At 68.4% G+C, this 23,200-nt stretch carries 23 protein-coding genes, 1 pseudogene and 1 CRISPR repeat array; of the genes and pseudogenes, 10 read left to right on the top strand and 14 right to left on the bottom strand.

From position 1 onward, the window contains the following. Positions 1 to 64: 64 nt before the first annotated feature. The 10 genes from ACFZAM_RS04045 to ACFZAM_RS04000 all read right to left on the bottom strand — a co-directional run bounded on the left by ACFZAM_RS04045 (position 65) and on the right by ACFZAM_RS04000 (position 6,464). Entirely contained in the window at positions 65 to 352 is a 288-nt protein-coding gene (locus ACFZAM_RS04045) for a hypothetical protein (RefSeq protein WP_391042495.1), read from the bottom strand. Between the two features lie 17 nt (positions 353 to 369). Then, positions 370 to 837, bottom strand: coding sequence for a hypothetical protein (locus ACFZAM_RS04040; RefSeq protein ID WP_391042494.1), 468 nt, complete (start codon positions 835 to 837; stop codon positions 370 to 372). 21 nt (positions 838 to 858) lie between these two features. After that, complete coding sequence (locus ACFZAM_RS04035; protein WP_391042492.1) at positions 859 to 1,053, bottom strand: hypothetical protein; 195 nt, start codon at positions 1,051 to 1,053, stop codon at positions 859 to 861. An 18-nt stretch (positions 1,054 to 1,071) separates the two neighbouring features. Then, on the bottom strand, positions 1,072 to 1,323 hold the full coding sequence (locus tag ACFZAM_RS04030; protein WP_391042490.1) for a hypothetical protein: 252 nt from the start codon (positions 1,321 to 1,323) through the stop codon (positions 1,072 to 1,074). Positions 1,324 to 1,464: 141 nt separating this feature from the next. Next, positions 1,465 to 3,693, bottom strand: coding sequence for a cell division protein FtsK (locus ACFZAM_RS04025; protein ID WP_391042488.1), 2,229 nt, complete (start codon positions 3,691 to 3,693; stop codon positions 1,465 to 1,467). Positions 3,694 to 3,773: 80 nt separating this feature from the next. Continuing rightward, the gene (locus ACFZAM_RS04020) at positions 3,774 to 4,157 is read right to left on the bottom strand and encodes an RRQRL motif-containing zinc-binding protein (RefSeq protein WP_391042486.1); all 384 of its coding nucleotides are present in this window, start codon (positions 4,155 to 4,157) and stop codon (positions 3,774 to 3,776) included. Next, positions 4,154 to 5,284, bottom strand: a complete 1,131-nt coding sequence (locus ACFZAM_RS04015; protein WP_391042484.1) for a conjugal transfer protein — start codon at positions 5,282 to 5,284, stop codon at positions 4,154 to 4,156. Before ACFZAM_RS04015 ends, ACFZAM_RS04020 begins: the two co-directional genes overlap by 4 nt. Next, on the bottom strand, positions 5,281 to 5,634 hold the full coding sequence (locus ACFZAM_RS04010; protein WP_391042482.1) for a hypothetical protein: 354 nt from the start codon (positions 5,632 to 5,634) through the stop codon (positions 5,281 to 5,283). The genes ACFZAM_RS04015 and ACFZAM_RS04010 overlap by 4 nt, the downstream gene beginning before the upstream one ends. Next, entirely contained in the window at positions 5,631 to 5,924 is a 294-nt protein-coding gene (locus tag ACFZAM_RS04005; RefSeq protein ID WP_391043540.1) for a hypothetical protein, read from the bottom strand. The genes ACFZAM_RS04010 and ACFZAM_RS04005 overlap by 4 nt, the downstream gene beginning before the upstream one ends. A 90-nt stretch (positions 5,925 to 6,014) precedes the next feature. Then, a complete protein-coding gene (locus tag ACFZAM_RS04000; RefSeq protein WP_391042480.1) occupies positions 6,015 to 6,464 on the bottom strand; it encodes a transcriptional regulator in 450 nt (149 codons plus the stop codon). Positions 6,465 to 6,882: 418 nt separating this feature from the next. Between ACFZAM_RS04000 and ACFZAM_RS03995 the strand changes: the two genes are divergently transcribed. From ACFZAM_RS03995 to ACFZAM_RS03980, 4 genes are all read left to right on the top strand, one after another. Further along, complete coding sequence (locus ACFZAM_RS03995) at positions 6,883 to 7,719, top strand: GntR family transcriptional regulator (protein WP_391042478.1); 837 nt, start codon at positions 6,883 to 6,885, stop codon at positions 7,717 to 7,719. Between the two features lie 19 nt (positions 7,720 to 7,738). After that, a complete protein-coding gene (locus ACFZAM_RS03990; protein ID WP_391042476.1) occupies positions 7,739 to 8,245 on the top strand; it encodes a deaminase in 507 nt (168 codons plus the stop codon). A 1,142-nt stretch (positions 8,246 to 9,387) separates the two neighbouring features. Then, on the top strand, positions 9,388 to 12,768 hold the full coding sequence (locus tag ACFZAM_RS03985) for a HEAT repeat domain-containing protein (protein ID WP_391042474.1): 3,381 nt from the start codon (positions 9,388 to 9,390) through the stop codon (positions 12,766 to 12,768). Between the two features lie 214 nt (positions 12,769 to 12,982). Next, a complete protein-coding gene (locus ACFZAM_RS03980) occupies positions 12,983 to 13,429 on the top strand; it encodes a hypothetical protein (RefSeq protein ID WP_391042473.1) in 447 nt (148 codons plus the stop codon). Between the two features lie 50 nt (positions 13,430 to 13,479). Then, positions 13,480 to 13,867: a CRISPR direct-repeat array (repeat unit 29 nt; unit sequence GGGTCCATCCCCGCGGGTGCGGGGAGCAG). Between the two features lie 85 nt (positions 13,868 to 13,952). Here the strand turns inward: ACFZAM_RS03980 and ACFZAM_RS03975 are convergent. The 4 genes from ACFZAM_RS03975 to ACFZAM_RS03960 form a co-directional block, all read right to left on the bottom strand. Continuing rightward, positions 13,953 to 14,417 carry a hypothetical protein gene (locus tag ACFZAM_RS03975; RefSeq protein WP_391043537.1) on the bottom strand — a complete coding sequence of 155 codons (465 nt, stop codon included), beginning with the start codon at positions 14,415 to 14,417 and terminating at the stop codon, positions 13,953 to 13,955. Positions 14,418 to 14,486: 69 nt separating this feature from the next. Then, positions 14,487 to 15,245 carry an HAD-IA family hydrolase gene (locus ACFZAM_RS03970; protein WP_391042471.1) on the bottom strand — a complete coding sequence of 253 codons (759 nt, stop codon included), beginning with the start codon at positions 15,243 to 15,245 and terminating at the stop codon, positions 14,487 to 14,489. A gap of 125 nt (positions 15,246 to 15,370) precedes the next feature. After that, a complete protein-coding gene (locus tag ACFZAM_RS03965; protein WP_391042469.1) occupies positions 15,371 to 16,327 on the bottom strand; it encodes a transcriptional regulator in 957 nt (318 codons plus the stop codon). Positions 16,328 to 16,412: 85 nt separating this feature from the next. After that, entirely contained in the window at positions 16,413 to 16,649 is a 237-nt protein-coding gene (locus ACFZAM_RS03960) for a hypothetical protein (RefSeq protein ID WP_391042467.1), read from the bottom strand. Positions 16,650 to 16,849: 200 nt separating this feature from the next. Here ACFZAM_RS03960 and ACFZAM_RS03955 point away from each other — a divergent pair, with 200 nt between their 5' ends. From ACFZAM_RS03955 to ACFZAM_RS03930, 6 genes and pseudogenes are all read left to right on the top strand, one after another. Beyond that, positions 16,850 to 17,389 carry an ATP-binding protein gene (locus ACFZAM_RS03955; RefSeq protein ID WP_391042465.1) on the top strand — a complete coding sequence of 180 codons (540 nt, stop codon included), beginning with the start codon at positions 16,850 to 16,852 and terminating at the stop codon, positions 17,387 to 17,389. Positions 17,390 to 17,454: 65 nt separating this feature from the next. Continuing rightward, on the top strand, positions 17,455 to 17,814 hold the full coding sequence (locus ACFZAM_RS03950) for a hypothetical protein (protein ID WP_391042463.1): 360 nt from the start codon (positions 17,455 to 17,457) through the stop codon (positions 17,812 to 17,814). Positions 17,815 to 17,896: 82 nt separating this feature from the next. Next, positions 17,897 to 18,517 carry a DUF6907 domain-containing protein gene (locus ACFZAM_RS03945; protein WP_391042461.1) on the top strand — a complete coding sequence of 207 codons (621 nt, stop codon included), beginning with the start codon at positions 17,897 to 17,899 and terminating at the stop codon, positions 18,515 to 18,517. 78 nt (positions 18,518 to 18,595) lie between these two features. Next, on the top strand, positions 18,596 to 18,775 hold the full coding sequence (locus ACFZAM_RS03940) for an FxLD family lanthipeptide (RefSeq protein WP_355335922.1): 180 nt from the start codon (positions 18,596 to 18,598) through the stop codon (positions 18,773 to 18,775). Positions 18,776 to 18,987: 212 nt separating this feature from the next. Further along, a pseudogene (locus tag ACFZAM_RS03935) lies at positions 18,988 to 21,926 on the top strand (lantibiotic dehydratase). Beyond that, a complete protein-coding gene (locus tag ACFZAM_RS03930) occupies positions 21,923 to 23,197 on the top strand; it encodes a lanthionine synthetase LanC family protein (RefSeq protein ID WP_391042459.1) in 1,275 nt (424 codons plus the stop codon). Before ACFZAM_RS03935 ends, ACFZAM_RS03930 begins: the two are co-directional and overlap by 4 nt. Positions 23,198 to 23,200 lie beyond the last annotated feature (3 nt).

Raw genomic sequence — 23,200 nt, 5'->3', positions numbered from 1 at the left:
GGGATACGGAGACCGTGGGCGGCGGGCTGTCCTTGTCCGGGAGTGCCGCCGCCCACGGGCGGAGCTAGAAGGGCGGTTCGTTGCTGTAGTCGCCGGGGCCCCACGGGTCGCGGCCGGTGCCGCGTCGCGGGAGCCACCGGGGCCGGTGCGGCAGGGGCAGCAACAACCACCGGCCGTCGGGGTTCCAGCACGGGCAGTAGGCCCAGTCGGTACCGGCGTACTCGCCCGTGTCGTCGCCGTAGTCCCACTCGTGGATTCCCTGACCGTCGCAGTCACCGCAGCGCGGCCGTGGGGAATCGGTCAGGTACAAGCCCGGCCGCGGGAAGTTGGTGCGTTCGATGCGCACTCGCATAGGGCGGGTCTCCTTCGTCAGCCGTAGAACTTGTTGCGCTTGATGACGGCCTTGCGGATGTTGACCGTCGTGCCCCGGCCGGTGTCGCGGCCGGTGAAGAGCTGCACGGCGACGAATCCGCCGACGAGGACGGCGGCGAGGATGACGAGCTGGGTCACCAGCGCGGTCAGGGCCGCGATGAAGGTGGTCAGCATGAGCAGTCCGCCGCACACGGCGAGGAACCCGATGCCCCCGAGTGCGACGTTGACCGCTGCACGCGAGACCTGCGGCTTGTGGACGGCCGGTTCGGGCTTGGCGGGTTCGATGGCGTAGCCGGTGATGACGCGGCCGTCGGGCAGGAGGATGGTGGTCACGGCCGGGTCGGTGCCCGGTTGCACGGGCACGAGCGGTGCGGCGTGGCCGGTGGCGAGCGGGCCGGGGGTGTGGACGGCGGCGGGGGCCGTCTCGAAGTGAGTCGGACGCCTGTACGGGGTGGGGTGGTTCACGATGGCTGGTCTCCGTTCGGGTCAGCGGGTGACGCCGGGAAGGGCGTCGGTGACGGCGTTGACGAGCTGGTTGACGGTGTCGGCGGCTCCGGTGTGGGCGAGGTAGAACCCGAACAGGGCGACGGCGACGAATGCCCCGGCGCCGACGGCCTTGAACCGCAGCAGCAGCCCGGCGACGACGGCCAGCAGCAGAACGAGCGGGATGGTGAGGACCATGCGGTGTCTCCCGGCGGGTTAGCGGGTGCCAGCGCGGTAGGTGCGCGCGGCGCGGTTGTAGATCCAGCGGCCGACGCGTATGCGCTTGCCGGTCGCGTCGCAGCGGCGGCAGTCCTTGCCGCGCTTGGTCTTGCCCTTGCGGTTGGTGGTGAAGGCGTGGCCCATGCCGCCGCAGCGGTGGCAGTCCCCGAACGGGCTCAGCCAGCACCGAACGATATAACCGAGAGTGATGAGCATGAGGCAGGCGAAAGCGAGCATGACGAGGGCCATGAGGTGCCTCTCAGGCGGGTTTTGGAGGGTTTCCGCAGGTCGCCCGCTAGCCGCTAGCGGGCTGATCAGGGGTGGTTCGGGTCGCTAGCAGGGTCGCTAGCGCTAGCGACGGTTACCGCTAGCGCTAGCGACCCCGGAGACCTATCCGGCATCCCTGCTGCTGTTGCGCTCTGTAATCGCCGTGGCGACGTCGTCGCGCTTGATGCCGCGCTTGTTGACGGTCTTACCCTCGACGCGGCGGCCGATCTGTTCGGTACCGACGCCATACGGCTTGAGCGCGGCGGTGAGCGCTTCCGCCTTGGGCTTGGGCTCCAGTGCCGCCCACGGGCCGTACACGTCCGGGCGCAGGTCGGCGAGACGGTCAACGACCGTCTCGGACCACACCTTGGCCTCACCCTTGCCGAGCACGGCCGCGACGTCGTCCAGAACCGTCACTGAGGTTTCCGGGGCGGGTGCCTGTCCGGCCGCGTCGCCGGACAGCGTGCCCTCCGCCTCCCGCAGCGCGGCGGCGCGGGTCAGGACGCGGTCGGCGTCCCGGCCGTCGGCGAGGTACGTGCGCACGATCCCGGAGTCGTCCGACATGCCCTTGAGCAGGCCAACACCCTTGTGGGACTTCAGCAGCTTGGACGCGTCCAGACCCTCGGAGTACGAACCGGCGCCGAGGATGGTGTCCGAGACCTGATAGGCGCCGACCCGCAGCGCGAACCGCGCTTGGTGCTGGTCACGCAGCTCCGACGGGCACGCCTTGTCGTCCGGCTTCTGCGTCGCGGTCATCACCGACACACCGACCGCCGGGGCGACGCGGGCGAGGTAGACCATCAGAGACAGGATCTCTTTCCCGTGCTCGGGATGGGTGAGGTATTCCTGCACCTCATCGACCACGAACAGGGTCAGCGGCATGTTCAGCTTCTTGTCCCGGCTGATCTCCGGGGTCAGCTTGCCCTCCGGGCAGATGTGCAGCGGCAGCTCCGACAGCCGGTGGTACCGGTCCTCAACGTCCGCCTTCAGCTCCCGCAGCGAGGTCAGCAGGTGCGCAACGGGGTCGAACCCGTTCTTGGGCACGATGCCGAACCCGATCCGGTGGGCGACCTTGGCGAAGTTGCGCCAGTCCGGCGACGCCTTGCCGTCGAACACGTACAACCGAACGTACGGGTCCAGTGCGGCGGCCAGCGCGATCGTGCGGGCAGAGAACGTCTTGCCCTGACGCGGCACGGCGCCCACCAGCAACGACAGCCACAGCATGGACGCCATGACCGGGTTGCCGCGTTCGTCCACGCCCCACGGGAACGGCTTCCAGAAGTCGACCCGCGTCGCGCCCAGAAGCGGGGACTTGCCCGACGGCACGGCAAGCGGGTCACGGTCGGCGATCCAGTACGACACCCGCCGCCCGCTCGTCTCGTCCTTGTCGAGGAAGAGCTGAGTCGGGGCGATGTCCATACCGGACGCCAACCGGGCATGCGCCTTCATCGCGTCCTCGAATGTCTTGCCGTAGGGCAGATCGACCACGACCCGCCATCCGTCGCCGTCCCGCCCGATCGGGCGCGGGAAGCCGATCGTCTGGTCACGGCTGGTCAGCCCGGCGACCTCGTGTGCCCGGATGACGATGTCGGAGGACAGCTTGCGCTTGCGGAACGACACCTTGGCCATGTCGATGAGCGGCCGGTCGGCCGGGGCCCCCACGACTCCGAGCGTCGTGGTGAGCGCGGCGACCGACAGCAGCAACAGCCACGACGGCGCCATGACGTACAGGGTCAGGGCGGCGGCCAGACCGATGAAACCGCCGATCGCGGCCACGATCCCCCGGAACCGGACGCGGTCGTTGCGCTGCCGAGACAGCTTCAGGTACTCCGCCGCGTCCTCGTTCGCCACCGACGCCAACCGCAGCGACTTGCCTTCCGTGTCGAACACCCACCGACCGGTGGCGGTCGACCACCGCCACGCACCGCGCGGCGCGTACAGGCAGATCTTCGGCGTGTAGACCACCGGGAGGCGCACCGCGTGATACCCGGCAACCGCCGAGTAGTGCCGCACCGCCCACTTGCGAACGGCCCGGCGCTGGTCAGGGAGCTTCACCCAGTCCGGCAGCACCGGAAGCCGGGCCTTGTCCTTGGCCTCCATCCACTCCGCGACCGAGGCCGGGTATGCCTCACGCGGCGGGTCCACCGGCGCCCCATCGGTGAGGCCATCGGCCTCCGGGTCGTCGGCGTCGGGGAGTTCGGCCTCCCACTCCCCCGGCTTGGACCCGCCCTCATCCGGGGCGGCCACGGCGGGGGCGGTCTTCTTCTTCAGCGGGAACGGCAGCACGTCCGCCGTCGGCCGCTCGATGCCCTCCGGATCGTCCGGGGGCGTGAACACAGGTGTTTCCGTCACGATGTACGCACTCCTTCGGGAGTCGAGGGGCCCGGCCGGTTGCTGTGGAAGGTGGGCGGCCGGGCCCAGGATGCGAACGGTCAGGCGGCGCGCTGTTTTTCGGGAAAGGCGCAGGTCACACAGGCCCTGAGCGAGGTGGGGATGACGTATCCGGCGTCGCGGTGACACTCGGGGCAACGGCGGCGGGCGCGCATCATCGCTTCGTGCGCCCGCCACCGGCCCGGCGTCATCGCCCGCACCGGCCGCGCGAGGTCGACCCGGTACAGGTACGCGGTCAGCGGCTCCCGCCGACGGCGAGGCCGGAGGATCTGTGCCGCGATGTCCTGACCGCCCGGCCGCAAGCCGCGGCTTCGCAACTGGCGGCGGGTGGCCATGCCGTCGGGGGCGCAACGCCACGGGAAGGTGGGAATCCCGAAGCGTTCCCCGGCGGGGTCGACGCAGTCGGCCAGTGTCAGCCGACTCACGCGGCCCTACCGCCCTGACCGGCCCGTTCCGCAAGGAGCGTGTCCCGCAGCGTCCGGGCGTTGGCCGGTGAGGTGTGGAGTTCACGGCGAATGCCCTCCGCCGTGATCCGGGCGTCGGCCCAGTCCGCCGTGACGGTACGGGCCTGATCGAGCAACTGTGCCGGGGTGCGCTTCGGCCGGGGCGACCGGGCCACGTCCGGAACCCGGCCGGTCGCCCGACGGGATCGGGGGGAATCGGCCGCCACGTCCCGCCGTACGGACGGCGCCGGATCGGCCATGACAGGGGCGGGAGCCGGGGCGATCGCACGCACCGGCTTGAGCGGGATGACCGGCTTGAGGAAGTCGACCGTCACGGGATCGGGCACCGAGAACCGGGGCAGTGGCAACGACGCGGCCGGGGTCGATTCCCGCAGGTCAGCCGTAGACCGATTCCTCATGATCTCGGTAGATTCCTCCGCATTCACAACCGGTGCGGGAGCCGGGTCCGAGCCGCCGAACATCGAGGCGAGCGCGGCATTCGCGCCGTCCGTGATCCGGTCACGCTGGACTTCCAGCAGCCTCGATCCGAGCGCCGCGTCACCGGCACCGACCTTGCGGGCCAGCCGCCACGACGCCCGATCCGACCGCTTCCTGACACGGTCGACCGGGTGGTGAGCCGCCCGCGCCCGGTGGTACGCGAGCGCCTGAACGATGTCGGCCGTACGCCGCTCGTTCTCCGCGTCCCGGCCGTCGGTGTGGACCACGATCCGGCGGGCGAGGAACGCCATGCCCTCCGCCGACACCGACATGCCCATCGGAGTGAGCGCGTAGATCACGGTCCGGCCGGGGTCCGGCGCAGCCATCGCGCCCATCACGGCGGCGGCCGTCGGCAACGCCCACAGCCCCATCCGTACGATGCGCGGCGAGGACTGCCCCAGCATGGTCAGTCCCAGCAGAACCAGGGCGAGAACGGCCGTGGCACCCTCCCCGGCGCCGAGCGCGCCGAGCGCGGTCCCCGTGCCGTAGGCGTGCCCGATGTTGCTGTATGTGCCGATCCCGCCGACCACACCCGTGGCCAGCATCGGCACGAACGCGGCAGCCAGAACACCGATCTGAAGCTTCGTCAGAGGCTTACGGGTCTCGTTCATGCCGCACCCCCCGCCATGGTCACGGCGGCGGCCGGGTCGGTCGCGTAGGCGGTCAGCATGACCTCGGCACCGCCGTACGGACCCGTCACCCGCAGGACGCGGGTCCGGCCGTTGGCCTGGACGCGGAAGGTCACCGCGCCGGACGCCATGCCGAGCGCTTCCCGCCACATCTCGAACACGTTGAAGGTGTCGCCGCTCAGGTCCACGTCGTGGAGCGAGAGCTCCACGCGCGCCCCGTCAACGGGCGACAGGTGCACGAACGGCGCAGGCAGATGGGCGCACTCGACAGCGATGAACCGCAACGCCCGCAACGCGGGCGCCATCTCTTCCAGAGTCAGCGCCTCACTCATGCCGCTTCCCCCGTCCCCGGCCGGTAGCCGCGAGCGGCGCGCCGCAGGAACGGCACCGTACGAGTCAGCGCGTCGGCGTACAGCGCGTCCCAACCGGCGATCTCGTCACCGGTCTCCGCGTCCGCCCGCAGATCAGCGAGCACGTCACGGGCCGCCGCCTCACGCGCGGCGCGGTCCTCATCCGCCTCGAACTCCAGCGGCCCCCGGAACAGGTCGACGTCGATACCGAGCGCCAGTTCCACGAACTCAAAGTCGCCGTGCGCTTCCTGACCGGCGACGAACGTACGCATTCGCATGGTGGATCTCCTTGAACGTCGGGATGAGCGCGGGGCGGTCGGCTGTCCTGTCCGGGAGTGCGACCGCCCCGCGAAGAGCGGGGGTCAGACGGTGGCGATGATCAGCGCGGCAACCAGCAGCCACAGGTAGTGGAATGACTGGTCAAGCGCGTACGCGCCGGTACCGATGTGCGGGTTGTCGTCGTGGTCGGCGCGCGGGGCACCGAGCCGGTAGAACTGCGCCTTGCCGGTCACGCGGGCAAGCCACGCGAGCGTGCTGCGCCGGTCAGCCCACCAGTGGGTGACCGCGTCGACGCCGAGACCGGCGACGACGGCGGGCACCGACAGGTGCAGCCCCAGTAGCGCGGCGGCCGGGATGAGCACGGCCAGCTTGGTGAGCGTCAACGTGGCGACGTGCCGGGCGTCCGCAAGACGGCCGACCCAACCGGGGCGCCCTTTCTGCGCGGACTGGTGCGAAGTCTGAACCCAGTGGTCACCCACACTGTGGGCGACGTACAGGGCAATGAACACAGCGGCGAACGTGGCAGCGTGCATCGGGCGAGATCTCCTCATTGAGTCGGGATGCGGGAGATCCGGCGCGGCGGGCTGTCCTTGTCCGGGAGTGCCGCCGCGACCGGAGATCAAAGGCCAACACCGCACGAAGCGGCGGGCCGAGTAGCCCCGGACGGAAGTCGATTCCGCGCCCTTCACGGCTGGTCACCGGGGCCGACGGACATCACCCGGCCGTCACGGGGACGGGGTCAACCCCCGTCGATCACATCACTCTGTTGAGTTTTCAAGGAACATCGGTCACTTCGGTCCGTTGAGCCGTGCAGACAGCACAGACCCTCGATCCCCTCCGGCCAGTTCGTGGGTTTGTGGGCAAACCTGCGAAGTGAGAATGACGGTAGCCCGCATCGTGGGGCCGCGCAAGGGGTTTGCCCACAAACCCACGATCCGGGATGCTGGGGGCATGGAACCTCAGCCAACAGCCGTGCAAGCACCGATCCATCTCCGCATCGCAGATGACCTGCGGATGCAGATCGAGCGGGGCGACCTGGCCCCCGGCGACTCGCTGCCGACGCTGGCCGACATCTGCGACCTCTACGCCTGCTCCATGAACAGCGCTCGGTCAGCCGTGGCCCTGCTCAAGGCTCAGGGGCTCATCACAGCAGGACGGGGCAAAGCCCCGGTCGTTCGCATCCCGCCGGGGAAGGTCGTCCGGTCCTCCGAGCGTCATCAGGCGGAAAAAGACTTGGCTCGGCGGCCGGAGAAGGAACGGGGGGCTATAGGGGAAGCTGAAACCAATCTCAATATGTCAATCGTGGATCAAGTTTTCAAATCCACATACGACCGAATCCCAGCGACTGAAGATCTGGCCGAAGTCTTTGGGATCTCTCTGGGTGACGAACTATTGAGGCGAAGATACGTCTCAAACGACTCTCGCACCGGTCATCTGTTGTCGTTCAGCACTTCGTATATGCCGCTCGCTCTCGTTGAGTCCAATTCAGACCTATTGGACGAAAAAAACGAGCCGTGGCCCGGTGGTACACAGCACCAACTCTCGACCGTCGGAGTCGAGGTCATGTGCATGGTTGACCAAGTCACGGGAAGGATGCCCACCACCGTGGAGGCCCAGCAGTGGGGACTTCCCGACGGCGTTCCGCTCCTTCTCTGTCGCAGAATCTCACTGGACGCGGATAACCGAACAGTTGAGATCTCCGACGCGGAGTACCCGGCCGATCGCACGGAACTAAGATTCGTCACCCCGCTCAAGCCCTGGCGGAAGAAGACAAGCTCCAGGTCCTGAAGCAGCCGAAGGGAACATAGTGAAGACCGCACTATCGGACGCAGACCAGGAATTCCTAGCCCGTGCGATCGATCTTTCTCGTCACGCGCTCGAAGACGAAGGCAAAACACCATTCGGAGCAATCGTAGTGATCGGCGGAGAAATCGTAAGCGAGGGAACAAGTAGCGTCGTTGAACTCGCCGACCCGACCGCACACGCTGAGGTGATGGCCCTTCGCAACGCGGGTAAGAGCCTAGGCCGACACCTGTTTGAGGACGGCGTGATGTACGCCAGCAGCGAGCCATGCCCGATGTGCCTGGTCGCCTGCTACTGGGCCCGGTTGCCTCGCATCGTCTTCGGTGCCACAAGCCATGATGTTGCCGTGAACGGTTTCGAAGACTTGCAGCTCTACCGCGAGATGACCTACCCGACGGAACGCCGTTCACTACGGGAGGACGTGGCTAGCGGCCCCCTCGGTGAGCAGGCAGCCGAAGTACTCCGGTCGTGGTCCGCCGCCCTGCCCGAACCCGTGGTACCCAAGCTCTGACCTACGCCTCTGCGCAGCCCCTGTTGTCCTGGTTTTTGTCCAGTGCGCCGCCGTACATCGGTGTTCAGCCCCGTACGCGTTGACCCTCTGACCTGCACCGCGAACGCCCACGAACGTCCTCGTACAACCGTGCGGACAGTTGGAAAGCGTGTTGGGGGCAACCCCTCACGAGTTCGAATCTCGTATCCTCCGCACCGGCTCACCAGCCGCAACGTCGGCCCCGACTGCCCCGCAGTCGGGGCCGACGTCGTACGCGGTCTCAGTTCTGGTCTCAGTCACACCGCATTGTGGCGATATCGCCACAGCGCACAGTTGGCAGGGGCTACGGTTTCGCTCTGTCTGTCCGGCCCTTGGGCCGACAACGGAAGGGGAGCCGTGACGGGATTACGTCGGATAGTGATGTGGTCGACCGCCGTACTGTGCGCTGCCGCATGCGCAGGTCTGATGGCTGTGGCTATAGCCGTGAACCTAGACACAGCCGACCGTGCTGCAAGCGTCGTGGGGGCGGTGGTAGCTCTTGTCGGCACGGTTGCGACGACTTACCAAGTCCTTGGGGCAGGCAGTGCCAACGGTGTGCGCGCCGACGGAGCACGTGCGATTGCTGCGGGCGGCAGCATCACGGGCAATGCCGTAGGGGCACGCAGCCGAGTAGCCAATGCTCTCACCCACCCTGCGTCTGCCACAGGCGCAATCGGCAGGAACGTCGAGGCGACCGGCGACCAGGCTCTGGCCGCCGGCCAGGACGTAACCGGTAACGCGATTGGCGACGAGAGCGAACTGGGATGACCGACCCCGTGCGGCAGAACAAGGGACAGAAGGATGGCGCGGACAACGCCCTTCCGCTGCCAGGACCGCGCGTTGAGGCACGCGGTCGTGGGGCGCTCGCTGCAAGCGGTGATATGCAGGGAAACGCAATCGGACAGCACAGCACCGTCATCAACATCACTTCGCCTGCGCACCCACTTCCGCCGAGCGTTGAAGAGGTAGAGCGGGCCCTTACTGCCTACGGAGCACGAGTACGGGAAGCCTACGGACGTCTCGACTTGGAAGTCCTCACTCCGCTCTCGGAGCAGAGCGAGCATCCTGTGGTGGAGCTGCGTGAGGTGTTCGTCCCACCTCACGTGCGTTCGGATCCTCCTCCGGTGGATCTGCCCCGTGAACTGCTGAAAAGGTTGATCGAGCACGGTGAACTGCCTAGTGGCCACCAAGAGCTACCGCCTGGAGTGGGGCCCGACGCGCTGAAGCGAGGCAGCGCCTATCGAGAACGCCCCGCTGTCCCCGTTCTTGATGTCGTGGCCGGTACGTCGGGACGGCGATTGGTCGTCTTGGGAGACCCAGGTGGCGGCAAGTCGACGCTCGCACGCTATCTCGCCCTGACGTTGACCCAGCCAGGTGCGGCGGGCCCCCTGGCCACGCTGGGGGATATCGTCCCCGTGGTGGTGGAGGTGCGCAGCTACGCCGAGGAGCGGTGGCGGGAGCGCACCTTCGAGGACTTCTTGGAGCATCTGCACCAGACCGAAGGAATGGCCCCGCCTCGTGCAGTAATGGAGAGCCTGCTGGCGGCGGGACGAGCGTTCGTCGTCTTCGACGGGCTGGACGAGTTGTTCGATCCCGCGGTGCGAGCGGAAACCGCCCGCAGGATTGCTGGCTTCGCCTCCCGATACCAGGCAGCGCGCGTGATGGTCACCTCACGGGTGATCGGATATCAACGAGGCCCTCTGGACGGCGCAGACTTCACCCACTACATGCTCCAAGATCTCACTGAGCGCGAGATCGGCGAGTTCGCACGCCGCTGGTACACCGTCGCTTGTCCGGGCGATCCGGTATTGGCCGGGCAGTTGGTCCAGCGGATCACCTCCGCAGTCGACCATTCCCGCCCAGTGCGGGAACTGGCCGGGAATCCGCTTCTGCTCACCATCTTGGCCATCATTGGCAGGCGTCAGACCCTTCCCCGTGACCGTCAGGGCGTCTATCGGCACGCCGTCACCGTCCTGATTGCCCACTGGGACCAAGACGCCAAACACCTTGTCAACCACGGCGCTCCCGAAGCACTACAGATTCTCGACGACGACGACCGCCACGAACTTCTGCGTCTCCTCGCCCGCCGCATGCAAGACGGCCAGAGCGGTATCGCCGGCAACCACATCCACGCCACCGAACTCGAAGCAGTCTTCCGTGAATACTTCCAGCAGTACGAGTTGCCGCCTGTCCAGATCGCCGCAGCCACCCGGGCAATGATCAACCAACTACGGGAGCGCAATTTCATCCTCAGCCTCTATGGAGGCGAGGTCTATGGCTTCGTCCACCGCACCTTCCTCGAGTACCTCGCCGCAGCCGACATCGTGCATCGCTACACGTGGGATCGCGAATGGACCCCGGAGGAGCTCGTCGAGGACATATTCGCCCGCCGCGCGCACGACCCCGCCTGGCACGAAGTTCTACTGCTGACTTTGGGACAGCTCAGCGAATCTGATGCTGCTCGAGTCATCGACCGCCTCCTTGATCTCCACGCACACCGTATCGGCGATCTCGACCATCGGATGCTGGACCTCGCTGTCCAGGCACTCACAGAAGTAAAGAAGATCGCAAAACTCCAACCGCAGAGCAACGCGGTCGTCGACGCCATCATTGAAATGGTTGGCTATGATAGCGAAGAGTTTGCTATCGAACCGGACTGGCCCGAGATTACGCCCGCGCTGGAATCATTCACCGAATATTGGACTGGCCGCCAGCGTTATCTGCGCTGGTTTCACGCGCACGGCCAACACCTGCCGAATTCGGCGATGGCATGTGCTGTCGCTGGCGCCCTTTACCCCGCGCCAGCTATTCCTCTCTTCTTCGCCCATGAATCGCCAGACCCTGTGCTGAGATCATCGGCGGTGGCCGCCCTTGGGTCTCGATGGCCGGATTCCAACGGCGTCCATTCCCTCATCGCTGTGTGTGCAATGGAAGACACTCATGAGGATCCTCGCCAAACGGCCCTGAAGCTGCTGATTGAACATTGGCCGGACGAGGCCACTCGGACGCTGCTGACCGACCGCGCCGTCAACGATCCTGACGAGTGGCCCCGTCATACAGCCCTGCTTGGGTTGGCCGAACACTGGCCCGACGAGCTCACTCGCGCGCTGCTGACCGACCGCGCCGTCAACGACCCACACGAGTGGCCCCGCCATGTAGCCGTGGGTGCGTTGGCCGAACACTGGCCCGACGAGCTCACTCGCGCGCTGCTGACCGACCGCGCCGTCAACGACCCACACGAGTGGCCCCGAAGGACGGCTGTGGGTGACTTGGCCAGACACTGGCCTGATGAGAGTCGGGCACTGTTGGCCGACCGCGCTCTCCACGACCCCCACGAGAACCCTCGCCGCACGGTTCTACGTGCGCTCGCTAGGCTCTGGGCGGACGGGGAGAGTCAGGCGCTGCTGACCGACCGCGCCCTCCATGACCTCGACGAGCGAACCCGCGGAATCGCCTTGGGTGCACTGGCCGCACATTGGCCCGACGAGGACACTCGCGCGCTGCTGACCGACCGCGCCGTCAACGACCCACATGAGTGGCCCCGCCAGATAGCCCTGCGTGTACTGGCCGCAAACGTGGATGAGGATAGCCGCGCGCTGCTGACCGACCGCGCCACGCAAGACCCCCACGAGCGACCCCGCCAGATAGCCGTGGGTGCGCTGGCTGAACACTGGCCCGACGAGGACACTCGCGCGCTGCTGACCGACCGCGCCGTCAACGACCCACATGAGTGGCCCCGCCAGACGGCCCTGGGTGCGCTGGTTGAACACTGGCCCGACGAGGACACTCGCGCGCTGCTGACCGACCGCGCCGTCAACGACCCGCATGAGTGGCCCCGCCAGACGGCCCTGGGTGCGCTGGTTGAACACTGGCCCGACGAGGCCAGCCGCGCGCTGCTGACCGACCGCGCCACGCAAGACCCCCACGAGTGGCCCCGCCAGATAGCCCTGCGTGTACTGGCCGCAAACGTGGACGAGGATAGCCGCGCGCTGCTGACCGACCGCGCCACGCAAGACCCCCACGAGCGACCCCGCCAGATAGCCGTGGGTGCGCTGGCTGAACACTGGCCCGACGAGGACACTCGCGCGCTGCTGACCGACCGCGCCGTCAACGACCCACATGAGTGGCCCCGCCAGACGGCCCTGGGTGCGCTGGTTGAACACTGGCCCGACGAGGACACTCGCGCGCTGCTGACCGACCGCGCCACGCAAGACGACGCGGCTGAAGCCAGAATCGCTGCGGTCTACACGTGGGGCAGACTGTCCCTGCACGAGCCGGGTCCCTGCCTGGCCGCCATCACCGACGCTAGCGCTGAGGTACGGATCAAGGCCGTTCAGGTCCTGGCTTTCATGTGGCCCACCCACTCGGCGGTCGTTCCCATTCTCCGAGACCACGCTGACCACGCTGAAGACGAACAGGTTCGAAACACCGCTGACTATGCATTGCGCGTGGCCGCATTCCTGGCCTCGCAAACTGGACCCGGTAGCTTCGGCTCAACCGCCTAACGAGCTGTCAGCGCTCTGGTTGGCATCTCAGGCACGACGAAGGCGGGGCGTCCTGCTTGCGGAGTAAGTCAGGACGCCCTGCCTCTGATTCGGGGGGATGGTGCCTACGTGGAGCCTCGATCTCGCTCAGGATTCTGCCAAAGGAGCGAGTCGACCTTCTCGGCCGTCTCCCGCAGCAGGGGATCTGTCACTTCCCGAGCCGTACCGCACCTTCGTGGCCGAGATCGCGAACGGCACCGATGACGGTCCACCCGTCGAAGGTGGTCTGCTGCGCCTGGGAGAGAACCCGGACACCTGGTCCGAGTGGGAGTCCGACTACTGGAGGAGCCCGGAACCCTTCGACGGCACCGCCGCACGCGTGCCCGGTATCGCCTTCCCCCTCTCCAAAGAGTGGCAGTGGGAGTACGACTACTCCGACGACACCCTCCACTCGTCTCTACTCCACGAGACCTACCTGCACGGCTCGGTGCTACTGGGCAAAGGAAGACCAGGCGCGTTCTGGACCTTGGTAGTGGCCGGGCCGCAACGCGGCCAGGTGTGGTCGCTCAGAGACGGATGCGCCGCACCCTACGCCGATGCACAACCTGATCAGCAAGCAGGCGACTTCCTGACCTGGGCGACCGACTGGCACACTGGACGAGGCTGGTGGCAGGCCGAGTAGCACCTCCACTCGCAGCGCGCGCTGGGACGCGTTCTTGATCCGGTCCTCGGGTGTCCACCCCCGCAGGCGCGGGGAGCAGCGCGGCGTCGGCACCCGTCGCGTCGACGCCTCGGGTCCATCCCCGCGGGAGCAGGGGGCGAGCATCTCCAGAGCTTGGGTGACACGGGGTCCATCCCCGCGGGTGCGGGGAGCAGTTCGGGCCGTTCGACGTGAGCGACCACGGGCTGGGTCCATCCCCGCGGGTGCGGGGAGCAGCTGACGGTCCCGGCCGTCCCGGCGTAACTGGAGGGTCCATCCCTGCGGGTGCGGGGAGCAGTCTGCGCGGGCGTCGTTCTCCAGGCCCACGAAGGGTCCATCCCCGCGGGTGCGGGGAGCAGGTGGCCGCCGACCGCGTCTTGTTGGCCGCGTTGGGTCCATCCCCGCGGGTGCGGGGAGCAGTCTGACGACTGACCTGCGTGTTCTCTTGGGGGCGAAGCCGGATCGAACCAACTCCAGAGAAAGCGACAAAAAGGATGCGTTGAGGTCACTCGATACGCCGTGCGGCACCCGTCGGCCAGACGACGGTGACCGGGAGGCCAAGGGTGCGAGCTTCCACGACGACGTCGGCGGTGCCGCCACCCTTGGTGCCGGGCGGCATGCCGTTCCAGATGGCGACGAGACGGTCGGCCCGGCGCAGCAATTCGCTGTTGGCGGCTTCGTACGCTTCGCGACCGGCGGTGGCATGGTCCATCACGACAACTTCGCCGGCAGCCGCCAGCAACCGGTCGAATCGGGCGGCATGCGCATCTTTGACCTTCGTCTCGCGGTAGTCGCGGGAAGGGATCACGGCGACAAGGGTCCCACCGACGTCGAGGACAGCTTCGGCGAACAAGGAATCCGCCCCGACTGCGATGCAGGAGACGCCGACCAGTTCCCCGTCCGCCACGCCACGCATCAACTCGCCGAGGGCTGCGCGAACCAGGGGGACAGAAGAAGAAGTGAGGTCCATGTGGCCGGTCACGGCGATGGAGTCACAACAAACCTTGTCAGTAGGCGAGTTACTCGCAGAGCCTAGCGTTCAGGCTTCGTGCGACTTCCGACAATGCGCGCCCCGGAGACGCGTCGAGCGTGCATCTGGCGAGATCAGCGGAGAGCCGTACGATTCGCCGCACTCCAGTCGTTGGCGAGTCAAGGCTGGACGGCTCATCACGTCATTCCGCTGCCACCGCGTAATCCAGGAGTGCATCCAACCGCGCCACCGTCTCGGCAGCGTCCGTGTGGTGGATCGTACGGATCCCCAAGGCAGCGGCCGGCGGCGGTTGACCGCGTGGTCGTCCACGAAGACACATTCCTCACCCGCTAGTTGGAGCTGTTCCAGGGTGTGGAGGTAGATGCCGGGATCGGGTTTGCGTACGCCGAGCTGTTCGGACAGGACGATCGCGTCCCACTGGCCGTCCCACATACCCAGGGCTTCGTAGGGGTTGAAGGGGGTCAGGCCGAAGCTGTTGGAGAGCATGGCGACTTTGATGCCGGCGGCGCGGGCGCGGCGGGCGGCGTCGACCATGCGGGGTTCGAGGTGGAGGTTGGCCAGGGCGCGGCGCATGAGGTCGGTGGGGTCGATGCCGAGGATGCCGCCGATGACCCGGTTCCACTGTTCCTGGGTGGCCTCGCCGACTTCCAGCGCCTTGTAGATCGCCACGCCGTCGGGGTGCGCGTTCAGGGCGCGGGTGTAGGTGCCGGGGGCGAGCCCTTCGCTGCGTTCGAAGGCTTCGCCGTTGAGCCGCATCCGGATGGTGAGGACGCCGCCGAATTCGAGGATGAGGCCGCGGTAGGTCATTGTTGGCTCCATCGATGTCGCTTGCCCCCAAGGACGCGGGCACGTTGTGGCTCGGACAGTCATCATCGGACGATCCCGGCATCAGGAAAGGCAGCTGCCTTACCGAGCCGCCCGCCGCACCGGAGTCAGCTCGCGAGAGCCTCGCCGAGCCTGGCGTGGGCAGCTCCCGGAAGCACTTGGTGCAAGGTCTCCGCCCGAGCTCGTACGAGTCCGTCGCGGTACGCCTCCGGCAGCCGCTCCCAGACGGCGACCGCCTTGTCGGCGGCCGCGGTCGGGTCGCCGTCGGTGTGGAGGCAGATCGCGGCGTCCATCTCCAGCAGGGCGCGGGTCATGACGGACGGCGAGCCGGTCAGGGCGAGGGCGGCCTCCTGCTCGGCGTACGCCTCCCGTGTGCGGCCGAGGAGGGTGAACGCCTGGGAGAGGTGGACGTGGTGCTTCTGGAACGGGTAGCCGAACCAGGTGTCGGCGGCCTGGGTGCCGTCCAGGTGTTCCGCGATGAGGCGGGCGTCGGCGACCGAGCGGAGTGCTCCCTGCTGGTCTCCGACGGCGGCGAGGGCGCGGGCGTTGACGGCCGCCGCCAAGGCCGCAGCGGCGGACGGGTTCGGCCCGGCCTCGACTCGGGCCCGGCCGGCGAGATCGGCGGCGGCCTTTGGGGCACCGTAGTTGAGGGGGACCATCGCGTGACGGGCCAGCGCCCAGGCGAGCATCTGCCGGTCGCCGGACTCGCGGGCGGCCTGCTCGGCGGTGGTGAACCAGCCGTGGGAGTCCCGCTGGTCGCTGCGGTCGTGCTGGATGATCGCCACAAGCCCGGTGATGCCAGCGGCTGTTCGGGCAAGGCCGGCTCGCGCGGCAGCCGCGTGCGGACGGCTGAGGACGTCGCGCAGCAGGTCGAGGTCGTCGCGCATCTGCGTCAGGACGACGGTGGGAGGACGGCCGCGATAGCCGCCGCGATGCCGCTCGAAGGCGCCGTCGAGGTACGCGAGGTCGCCGGCATCAGAGCCGGTCAGCGCCGCGTTGATGCCCTGGCGTGCTTCCGCGATGCCGGGCAGAGCCACTGTTCCCGTTGCCGCCGCTGCTGCCACGCCAAGAAACCGTCGTCGGTCCACCTCCGTGCCCTCCTCTCCCCCCTCACCACTATCCGGGCGATTCTGGAGTCTGCGCCACTGCTTACTCGCCGACCGCCCGGACGATCTTCTCCACCGGCAGCCCGTACGCCTCGGCCAGAAGCGGGTGGCAGGCGGGGACCGGTAAGCGACGTTCGGCTTCCCAGCGTTTGAGGTTCTCCCGGTCGAACCAACGGCCGCCCTGCGCCTCTTGCAGGACCAGCGCCTGTTCCTCGCGGGTGCGCCCTGCGGACTCGCGCGCCGTCCGCAGCATGGCGCCGATGCCATCTGGTGCCATCATGCCCGCCTCCCCAGTGTCTCAAAGTCCGGCAACGGATCCTGGCCCCCCAAAGCGGCCCCCCGGTGAAAAACGCACCCCCCGCCGGCACCCGCAATCATGCACAGCCAGCAGTTGACTGAGGGCTCGAACGACAGCAACGGTACGCAATCGGACGACTACGTCTTCCCCTTCGCGCACCGATCCCACTCCTCCATCACGGCTTGCCCCCGGTCGAAGGGTCCCTCGTCATGCGCGCCCACTCCAGCAACTTCTCCATGGTCAGCGATCCCTCGTCCGTGCCTGCCGCTCGGCGACGAATCGAAGAGCTGACCACCGAGTGGGGCCTGCGCCTGGACGAGGACAGCACCCTCGCGCTGGCCACGGTCGTCTCCGAGATGGTCACCAACGCACTCCAGCACAGTGGGGGACGGCAATTCACCGTCAAGGTGAGGGCCAGCCCTGACAACCGTCGCATCCTCATCGAGGTCCACGACGACTCCTCCGCCTTGCCGCGAACGCTCTCGGCCGCGGACGACGCGGAGGACGGCCGGGGAATGTGGCTCATCAATCAACTGGCAACCGCGAGCGGCGCGGAGCCCACGAAGCGCGGCAAACGCGTCTGGGCCGCGATCGCAATCCCCGAGCAGCCGCTCACCCGGCGCCGACTCGTGCTGCGCTCCGGACAGGCCACGCGAGCCGTCGTCAGCCGCCTGGCCTGTACTCGCCACCGACCGATATCGGCCAGCGCCCGTGCCAGTTGATATGGCGGCCCGCTTCGGAATCGACGCACAACGGCAGCCCGCACCCGCAAGGAAACCCACCCGCCATGACGCTCTTCCCCATCTGCGGCGAGACCACCCGGCTCCCGGTGTCCCTCGTCCGGCAGGCCCTCCGCCTCGCCGGGCCGCACCGGACACCGGAGGACGCCGATCTTGAGCAGGACTTACGGTGCCATCTCCAAGTTCACGGCGCCGACGATCACTTCGCGCTCGTACTGAGCTTTCCCGGTGTAACCAGCGGAGCGCTGTGGGCTCGCTGGACGGAGGGCACTCGTCCCATCGACCTCAAAGTGCTCCCGGACTGCCCGTCGATCGATCCGGATTCACGCGAGCCCTGCTGCGAGTTCGCCGACCATCCAGGTGGGCACAGCTACCACCTCGACTCCGCGTCAATCGAGTCGTTCTGACGGCGGCCTCGATCACCCTCTCCAGAGGCGAGCGCCAAGGAGCCGTCACCCAACCGCCGCCCGTAGAAACGGAGCAGAAGCCATGACCATTGCCTCAACGGTCGCAAGGCCCGTCGCCGCCGCGTCGCCCACCCGGCAGCCGTCCATGGCCGGAGCCCTCATACGGAGCAGCACCTGGTCGATCAGCACCAGGAATGGCATCACCGTCGCCGGCTACCTGCCCTCCTGGGCCGCCGAAGATCCCAGCAAAGCGGATGTCCTCCCCCAAAGACTTCTCACCGAACTGATCGATGTGGCGCACTGGAGCCCTTTCGACGGGCAGCCGGTACGCATCCACAACCCCGCCCACGCGGACGACGACAACCGGGCCGGCGAGGCCGAGGACAGCGTCTTCAGCGGCAACATCACCTGTTACCCCCACAGCGAAGATATACGGGAACGCACCCCGTACGCCGACGTCCGCGTGGTCGGTGACCTCTGGATCAACCACCTCACGCCCGCCGACGTCGTCACCCTCGCCGCCAAACTCCGCTCCCAAGCCGACTACTTCGAGAAGGACGTAGCTCCGGCTCTCGAACGCGCCCGCAGCGACTGGGCCGCTCACCGTCCGGATCACGAGGTTTCCGGCTCGGGGGATACCGCTGAGCCCCGCTCACTGGACGACATGACCCCGACCGGTAGCTGGCAAGCGGCAGACGCGTAGTCGCCCTCACGCCCTCCGCAAACCAGCGGTTACCCGAAGCACCACCCCGTAATTCCCATCCCCAAAAGGAGAGTTGGCATGAGTCCCAACATCGTGCACACCACGAGCGCGAACCCCGTGGTCACAGACGCTGCCACCACCGACGGCTTCGACCTGGACGTCACCTTGGTCGAGGTCGGCGACGTCGCTGGCCTGATCAGCCTGACGGATGACGGCTGCGGCGAGACCTGCGGCGCCTGCACCACCAACGTGGCCTGACCGTAGGCACACGCAAGTCCAGGCTGGTGTCTTCGTCACCCCGTAGGGCGAAGGCACCGGCCGCCCGCCTTGACCAGGAGGTAGTGATGGCTTCGAGCAGCGCGTTCCGCGCCGGTAGGACCGCGCTCATCCGTGCGGTCGCTCGGCCGAAACTCCCTGTCCCCCCGGTTCCTGACCTCAACGACGCTTCCCCCCACGGTGCGGCTCTCCGGCTGGCGTGGCTACGGGAGGTCTGGTCCGAGGAGGACGTTGCCGAGGCGCTGGAGCACGCCAGCCCGGTCCTCGCCTCCCAGGTACGGGCCCTGTGTTCGTCCGGCGATCCCTCCGACCGTGATGTGCGGCGCGCCGCCGCCTCGATGGCCCGCTACGTGTTGCGTGCCGAGCAGCGGGCAACTCCCTTCGGCTTGTTCGCCGGCGTAACCGCAGCCACCATCGGGACAGGAGCAGGGGCGACGTGGGGTGCGGACCATACGGTCATCGCGCGGGCGAGCGCGGAGTGGCTGACGGCCGTCGTCGAACGGCTTGAGTCATGTCCCGAGCTGCTGGAGCGACTTCCGGTGATCCTCAACAACACCGCCCAGGTGCGCGGTGAACTGCTGGTCGTGCCGTACGAGTCCGACATCCACAGCGACCGGCGGCGTGCGGTTGAGGCATCCATTGCATTGACCGAACCGGTGCGAGTGATCCTGGATGCAGCAGCCCGCGAACCCATCTGCGCGGGCGTCCTGGCCGACAAGCTGGCCGAGGGCTTCGCCGAGGCAGGTCCGGGACGGGCACAGCGACTCGTGCAAGGACTGATCCACAACCACGTGTTGATCACCAGCCTGCACGCACCGAGCACCGAGACCGACGCCTTGGACTACCTGCTGGGCCAGCTCGACGCCGTCAACGCCGACACGGTCGCTCCGGTCGCCGACACCATCCGCGAACTGCGTTCCCTACGGGCCGACCTGCGCAACTGCAACTCCCCCAGTAGCCGAGCCCGTGCCGCAGCACGGATGCGGGCTGTTGTCCCGAGTCTGCGCCGCCGCCCCCTCGCACTCGACGTGCACCTGAATGCCGAGGTGGAGCTGCCCGAGGAGGTCGCCCGCGAGATCGAACGGGCCGCCTTCGTCCTGACCCGGATCAGCGCCGCGCCGTACGGGACCGAGGCGTGGAAGGCGTACCAGCGCCGGTTCTACGAGAAGTACGGCATCGGCACGATGGTGCCGCTCGCCGAGGTCGTCGCCGACAGCGGCACCGGCTTCCCTGACGGGTACCCGGGGGCCCTTGCCGACGGGCGGCGCTCCCGTCTCTCCGTTCGCGACGACACGTTGGTACGGCTGCCGCCCTCGACGGCCTCGACGAAGTGGTCCTCACCGACGAGCTGATCGCCGCGATGGAGCTGGGGCCTGAGCACCCCAGGGTGCCGCCGCATCTGGAAGTCGGCGTTCGGGTGCACGCTGGCAGCGCCGAGGAACTGCAAAGCGGCCGGTTCCGGCTGGAAGTGGCGAGCGTGTCCCGCGGCGTCGGCGTCACCATAGGCCGGTTCCTCAGCGTGCTGGCTCCCGAGGACCGCGAGCGGCTGGCAGCAGAGCTGGCCGACCTCCCGGCCGCCTACGCCGGCACCGTCGCCGCCCAGTTGTCCTTCCCGCCGCTGCACCCCGCCAGCGCACACGTCACCCGCGCTCCGCAGGTCCTGCCCACCGTGATCAGTGTCCAGGAGCACCGTGTTCCGACCGGCGACGTACTCACCCCGGCCGACTTGGCGGTGGCCTGCGACGGTCGCCGTATGTACCTGGCCGCGCCCGCACGCGGGCAGCGGATCGAGGCCGTGGGCATGCACGCGCTGAACCTCAAGGAGCACACACCGCCACTGGTCCGGTTCCTCACCGAGCTGGCCCGCGCCCAGTGCGCCCAGGTCACCCTGCTCGACTGGGGCGCCGCGAACGCGATGCCGTTCCTGCCTCGGCTGCGCTACGGCCGTACGGTGCTCGCCCCGGCCCGATGGCGCCTGGAAGCCGCCGAGCTGCCCGGCCGCGACCGCCCGCAAGCCCAGTGGGACACCGCACTTGAGGACTGGCGGACCCGGCGGCGGATGCCGCAGCGAGTCCACCTGACCGAAGGCGATCGGCGCCTGCTTCTCGACCTTGGCCATGCCGCGCACCGAACTCTGCTGCACCAGCATCTGAACCGCACCCCGTCGGCGGTCCTCGTGGAAGCCCCGGACGCCGATGCCTACGGCTGGTGTGACGGCCGCGCGCACGAGGTCGTCTTACCGCTCAAGGCGACCCGGCCCCCGGCCTGGCCCGCGCTGCCGACCCCCACCCCGGCCCGGACCTTCTCTCCGGCACAGATCCAGACGCCCGGCCTCTCCTCGCTGCTGCTGGCCACCCTCTACGGCGACCTGCGCCGCCAGGACGTTCTCCTCGCCGAGCACATCCCTGACCTGCTGGGCCGGCTCGGCGGCCGGCCCTGGTGGTTCATCCGCTTCCGCGACCCCGACCACCACCTGCGGCTGCGCATCGCGCTGCCTGATCCCGACGCCTTCGCCGAGACCGCACGTACCGTCGCCACCTGGGCCAACGAACTGCGCGCAGCCGGACTGCTGTCGGACCTGCGCTTCCCCACCTCCTACCGAGAGATGGGCCGTTGGGGCTCCGGCAGGGCCTGGGACGCCGCCGAGGAGGTGTTCCGTGCCGACTCGCGGGCCGTCGTCACCCAACTCGCCCAGCGCCAACGTCCGTCGCAGCGTGCACTGGTGGCCGCGCACACCATCGCCGTTGCCACCGCGTTTCTCGGCGGCACCGAGGCCGCGATGCGCTGGCTGATCACCCATATCCCCTCCACCGCGCCCGCCCCCGTGCCACGTCCGCAGTTCACCGATACCGTACGGCTGGCCGACCCGTCCAACGACTGGGCGGCGCTGCGCGACGTAACCGGTGGGCCCGCCATCGTGGAAGCGTGGGCCGACCGGGACGCCGCGCTTGCCGCCTACCGAACCCACCTCCCCGGCCCTGACACCCAAGGCATCCGCCTGGACGACGTCCTGTCCTCACTGCTGCACGTCCACTTCGTGCGCCACGTCGCGGTCGCCTTCCCGGAGGAAGAGGTCTGCCTCTACCTCACCCGCGCCGCCGCCCTCGCCTGGCTCTCCCGGAGGGCACGGTGACCGATCCTCTCGCGCTGAAGGTGGCGGACGCCGTCGCCGACCTCCTGGCCGACCCCGACACCGCCCCGGTGCGTCCGCGCACCACAACCACCGACCGGCAGCAACTCGCGTACGGGCCCCTGGGGATCGCGCTGCTGCACATCGAACGCGCCGCGGCCGGTATGGGCCCATGGCAGCGCGCCCACACCTGGCTCGCCGCCGCCACCCACCAGCCGTTCACCAGCGGACCCGACAGCCATCCTTTCTACGGCGCCCCGGCCCTCGCCCACACCGTGGCCTGCGCAACCGAGCACCAGCCCGGCCCTTACCAGCGCGCCCTTCTCCACCTCGACGCGCAGATCGACCGCGATGTCCATCGGCGGCTCGACGCCGCACACTGCCGCATCGACGCCGGCGGCCTGCCTGAGCTGGCCGAGTTCGACACGATCCGAGGACTCGCCGGCTACGGCGCCTACCTACTGCACCGCGACCCGCTCAGCTCCACCCTAAGCAGGGTCCTCGACTACTGCGTCCGCCTCACCGAACCGATCAGCGACGACGGCGAGACCCTGCCCGGCTGGTGGACAACCTCCGGGCCCTCCGGCCGCCCGGACGAGCGGTTCCCCGGCGGGCACGCCAACAGCGGCATGGCGCACGGCATCGGCGGAGTGCTCGCGCTGCTGGCCCTCGCTGTCCGGCACGGCAACACCGTCGTGGGCCACCTTGACGCGATCCGAACGATCCTGGCGTGGCTGGACCGCTGGCAGCAAGAAACCGGCACCGGCGTTGCCTGGCCCTACTGGGTCACCCGTGCCGACCTCCGCGAAGGGTGTCCCTCCCCTTCCGCACCGCGCCGCCCCTCATGGTGCTATGGCACAGCCGGCCTCGCTCGCGCCCAGCAACTCGCCGCCCTCACCCTCGGCGACGCACGCCGCCAAGTCGAGGCGGAGGCTGCCCTCGTGGTCGCCCTCACCGATCCCGCACAGCTCAAGGCCACCACGGACGACGGCCTGTGCCACGGTTACGCCGGGCTCGCCCACGTCGCGGCCCGCATCGCCGCCGACGCCCGCCCTTCGACTGCCGGGCAGCTCCGCGCCGCAATCCCAGCGCTTCTGAGCACGGTGTGCTCACCGGGCATTGATCCCGCCACCGCCGCCGCGGCCCTGGTACAGGACGAGAAGGCCGGGCCCGGGTTCCTCGACGGCGCCGCCGGTATAGCCCTGGCGCTCCTTTCCTCCGCCACCACCAGCCCGCCCCTATCCGCCTGGGACTCCTGCCTGCTCCTCGCCTGACTG

Origin of the sequence: Streptomyces sp. NPDC008079 (assembly GCF_042957385.1) — a bacterium.
Lineage (GTDB): Bacteria > Actinomycetota > Actinomycetes > Streptomycetales > Streptomycetaceae > Actinacidiphila.
The sequence above is the reverse complement of the archived record's forward strand: the minus strand, read 5'-3'. Positions and strand labels throughout refer to the sequence as shown.

What these genes read in the sequence shown, in the direction of transcription:
- ACFZAM_RS04045 (WP_391042495.1), bottom strand. Translation starts at nt 352, where the DNA reads ATGCGAGTGCGCATCGAACGCACCAACTTCCCGCGGCCGGGCTTGTAC.
- ACFZAM_RS04035 (WP_391042492.1), bottom strand. Translation starts at nt 1,053, where the DNA reads ATGGTCCTCACCATCCCGCTCGTTCTGCTGCTGGCCGTCGTCGCCGGG.
- ACFZAM_RS04030 (WP_391042490.1), bottom strand. Translation starts at nt 1,323, where the DNA reads ATGGCCCTCGTCATGCTCGCTTTCGCCTGCCTCATGCTCATCACTCTC.
- ACFZAM_RS04015 (WP_391042484.1), bottom strand. Translation starts at nt 5,284, where the DNA reads ATGAACGAGACCCGTAAGCCTCTGACGAAGCTTCAGATCGGTGTTCTG.
- ACFZAM_RS04010 (WP_391042482.1), bottom strand. Translation starts at nt 5,634, where the DNA reads ATGAGTGAGGCGCTGACTCTGGAAGAGATGGCGCCCGCGTTGCGGGCG.
- ACFZAM_RS04005 (WP_391043540.1), bottom strand. Translation starts at nt 5,924, where the DNA reads ATGCGTACGTTCGTCGCCGGTCAGGAAGCGCACGGCGACTTTGAGTTC.
- ACFZAM_RS04000 (WP_391042480.1), bottom strand. Translation starts at nt 6,464, where the DNA reads ATGCACGCTGCCACGTTCGCCGCTGTGTTCATTGCCCTGTACGTCGCC.
- ACFZAM_RS03995 (WP_391042478.1), top strand. Translation starts at nt 6,883, where the DNA reads ATGGAACCTCAGCCAACAGCCGTGCAAGCACCGATCCATCTCCGCATC.
- ACFZAM_RS03975 (WP_391043537.1), bottom strand. Translation starts at nt 14,417, where the DNA reads ATGGACCTCACTTCTTCTTCTGTCCCCCTGGTTCGCGCAGCCCTCGGC.
- ACFZAM_RS03970 (WP_391042471.1), bottom strand. Translation starts at nt 15,245, where the DNA reads ATGACCTACCGCGGCCTCATCCTCGAATTCGGCGGCGTCCTCACCATC.
- ACFZAM_RS03960 (WP_391042467.1), bottom strand. Translation starts at nt 16,649, where the DNA reads ATGATGGCACCAGATGGCATCGGCGCCATGCTGCGGACGGCGCGCGAG.
- ACFZAM_RS03950 (WP_391042463.1), top strand. Translation starts at nt 17,455, where the DNA reads ATGACGCTCTTCCCCATCTGCGGCGAGACCACCCGGCTCCCGGTGTCC.
- ACFZAM_RS03945 (WP_391042461.1), top strand. Translation starts at nt 17,897, where the DNA reads ATGACCATTGCCTCAACGGTCGCAAGGCCCGTCGCCGCCGCGTCGCCC.
- ACFZAM_RS03940 (WP_355335922.1), top strand. Translation starts at nt 18,596, where the DNA reads ATGAGTCCCAACATCGTGCACACCACGAGCGCGAACCCCGTGGTCACA.